This is a genomic window from Spirochaeta dissipatitropha, from assembly GCF_054657935.1.
Genome location: NZ_BAAHXT010000033.1, coordinates 1 through 3,212, shown reverse-complemented (window position 1 = coordinate 3,212; position 3,212 = coordinate 1). Strand labels below are relative to the sequence as shown.

The window sequence follows — 3,212 nt, the reverse complement described above, 5'->3', positions numbered from 1 at the left end:
TCTACAGTAGAAAATCCATTCGGAAACATTATTTACACATATAATACCGCCAATCGTTTGACACAGGCAGGACAGCGGCACTACGATTATGATGTGAACGGCAATCTGCTGAAGGAATATACCGACAAGGAGCTCATAAGCTACAGCTACACCCCGGACAACAGGGTTGCAGAGTATCAGCGTGTCGATCTGCGACTGAGCAAAAACGGAAGCGAAGATCCGGAAATAATCCAGAACTATCGTTATGACGGACTTGGCAGACGGGTGTCCTTGTCAGCCCGCAATACCCGCGATACCCGCAATGCGCTTCCCGAAACCCGGTATGAGTTCTATGAGTATGAAGGTATGGGGTTCTCGTTTGCACGTCTGCAGTTCAGTTCAGTAAGCACAGGAAATGATTTACAGAAAGCCCCCTCCGACCCCGGAGGAACACGCTACCGTCCTGCTCCTGGTTCAGAACATAATGGGGGGACATTATTCGGCGATAGCTACCGCATTATCCATGCTCAGGGTCGTGCAGCAAGCAGAATCAGTGCACAAACCGGCAGTTTGCCAGGCAGTCAGGCAGCACCAGGAAGCAACATTATCTATAGCCATGACCGCCTGGGATCGGTGGTGAGAGAATCAAGCATGACAGGATTCGGCATGGCTTCCCGTGAATACAGCTACGATGCCTTTGGTGCTTCTATTGGAACCCATTCTCCTGAATTCTTTGGTTACACAGGAAAACCCTACGACCCCATAACAGGAATGTATGATTATGGCTTTCGGGATTACGCCCCGATGCAAGCCCGGTTTACTACGGTGGATCCGATACGTGATGGCACAAACTGGTATGCCTATGTAGGTAATGATCCGGTGAACTTTGTGGATCCGTTGGGGTTGGAGGCTGTAAGAAGTTCGGATGCTGCGACTGGTGGCCATGCAATACCAGACAGCCCGGAACCAACACTATGGACACAAGATCGAGCTAAAGAGGAATTCGGTGCTTCTTTTGCTAGCAAAGCATGTGCTGTTACTTCGATAGCTAATGCTGTTTCCACACAATATACGGATACAAAACAAAAGGCACTTGAAGATAATGCATATAATAGCATGGTAGGACAGTCGATTAGCGATGGCCATGTCAACAAAACAAACGCATATATTGATAGTTGGTCAGGAGCTGCAAACTCTATGGCAAAAGCTATTGGTTTAGATGATGATGGAAGTTTCACCTATAATCCTGATAATGATGCAGATCATGTTATTCATGCAGAGGATAGAAGCGGACTTGGATACCCTGGGCATTTTCTCCTTGACCAAGGAGATGGGACAGCTCATGATCCACTGTCAGGGACAAATAGAAATATTGACGAAGATTTTACTGCTGCACAAAAGGGACTTGGACCAACTCGAGGTCTGGACTGGAAACCTAAAAAATAGAAATGAGGATTGTATGACAAACAAAAATTTCAATGTTATAAAAGTCACACTAATCACAGGGTTGTTGTTTGTTTCATGCAACAGCGCAGGTGTTGCTCATCAGATAACTTCAGAGGCTGACGGATACATACGTGTTACAATCCCTGGAGATTCTATCAGTGTTATTGATATTCAACCAGAAAATCACAAAAGATGGCGGTTTAATGGGGCAGTGGATAATGCATCTACTGGCTCTTATTTTTTTGCAGCAACCACTAATAATTATTATGATTTACCATTTTCTGGCCCTGTTCCAGCGATATTTATAGATTTTAGCATGAGAGAAAAAGGGTATACAAAGGAAGGGTTACAGGAGAATTTTGAAAAAGAAAGAATTGAGTACTTAGAACTATATGATGTGGATTTAAAAATACAATCATCACATACCATTGAAGCATTTCATCGCTTAACACATGTACGAGAGTCCGTAGTCAAAATCTGGAATGAAGAAGGAAAAATTGATGCTGAACACTTCATGGAAATTCACACAGCTAACACAGATGGAAAATACACTGGCATTTTTGCGTTTGGATTACGCGCACTTGCTCCGGATAAATTAGTCCGCATGCAGCTTGCTTATATCGAACAAGATGATGAAATCATTAATTTTCTTGCTCCAGATTACCTTGAACAAAGAGAAAACCAGTGGTACTGGAAAAGCTATGACCATCAGACTCTTTTATGGAATGTCCTTGTAGATGGAAAAGCTGAAGGCATTCCTGAAGAACTTATTTATCTGTATAGTTCCTGGAAGCAGATTATTGACTCATTGGAAATAGATCCATAAGGCTGATAATTTGTTTCTATACGAGGCTGAACTGCCGTAGCTGCTCGGGTTGTTCCTCAGCAATCATGTCGATTTCGGTGTCTATTGTCTGCCGTAATCCATTATCGTCATCCTGCTGTTCCAGATACATAATAGCTGCTATCAGTCCCTTGATGCGCTTCAGCTTTTCCGGTGGTATGTTGCGCTCAATGATGGAGTAGTACTCAAAGCTCGGGATGTACCTTGCCGGAATTTTAGGTGCAATCAGCTCGCTGATGTTGCCTGGCACGGTCCAGTTACGGCTGCCGTTATACAAGAGAACGCGAAATACCGCCGGCAATACTCCCTTGGTGCTGCTGCGAAACAACTGGTCATACAGTTGTAATATGTACAAAAGCATGCGCACTGGAATGGTCTTGTCCGGGGTGGACTGGAATTCCAGCAGCACATAGACATACACCTCACGGCCAGGCAGATCGATTTTATAGATAACATCACTTTCGCGATCCAGAAGCTCGTCGCTGACAAAGCTATTGTCCACCAGTTCGACATCCTCAACACGTAAACCCTGTACAAAATCCTCATCTACAAATAATTGTACAAAGCCGACCGGTTGCGCGACGGATCGCAGCGGAAAGCCCACAGTCCGGGGGGAATCGGCCGGGCGTAGGTGACGAAGCCCGAGAGCCGATTGCCATTGCATAGCGGTAGTTCTTTCAGGGGAACCAATGAATGATGTTGACTCCGAACAGCCCGGACGAGGACTTGTAGCGGAGAGCCGGGTACCGGCATGGAGGCGTTCAGTTGGAATGGCTGGAAAGTACTTCGGGCGCACGACCTCGGTTTGCCGGTACGCGCCTTAAAAAACAACAGAATGGACACGGCTGATTACGAGTCGGAATGCATATAATACTTCCCGCTACTATAGCTATGATTATAAGCAGAAGCCTATGTGTATAACAATGCGCAGCAGGTCAGCGGA

General features: G+C 45.6%; 3 protein-coding genes. 2 read left to right on the top strand and 1 reads right to left on the bottom strand.

The genetic code is table 11. From position 1 onward, the window contains the following. On the top strand, window positions 1-1,425 hold a 1,425-nt coding region (locus ACYQ2L_RS17005), incomplete at its 5' end, for an RHS repeat-associated core domain-containing protein (protein WP_460058290.1). Between the two features lie 13 nt (window positions 1,426-1,438). Further along, the gene (locus ACYQ2L_RS17000; RefSeq protein WP_460058288.1) at window positions 1,439-2,251 is read left to right on the top strand and encodes a hypothetical protein; all 813 of its coding nucleotides are present in this window, start codon (window positions 1,439-1,441) and stop codon (window positions 2,249-2,251) included. 16 nt (window positions 2,252-2,267) lie between these two features. Here ACYQ2L_RS17000 and ACYQ2L_RS16995 read toward each other — a convergent pair whose 3' ends face one another. Then, on the bottom strand, window positions 2,268-2,933 hold the full coding sequence (locus tag ACYQ2L_RS16995) for an Rpn family recombination-promoting nuclease/putative transposase (protein ID WP_460058286.1): 666 nt from the start codon (window positions 2,931-2,933) through the stop codon (window positions 2,268-2,270). Between the last annotated feature and the right edge of the window lie 279 nt (window positions 2,934-3,212).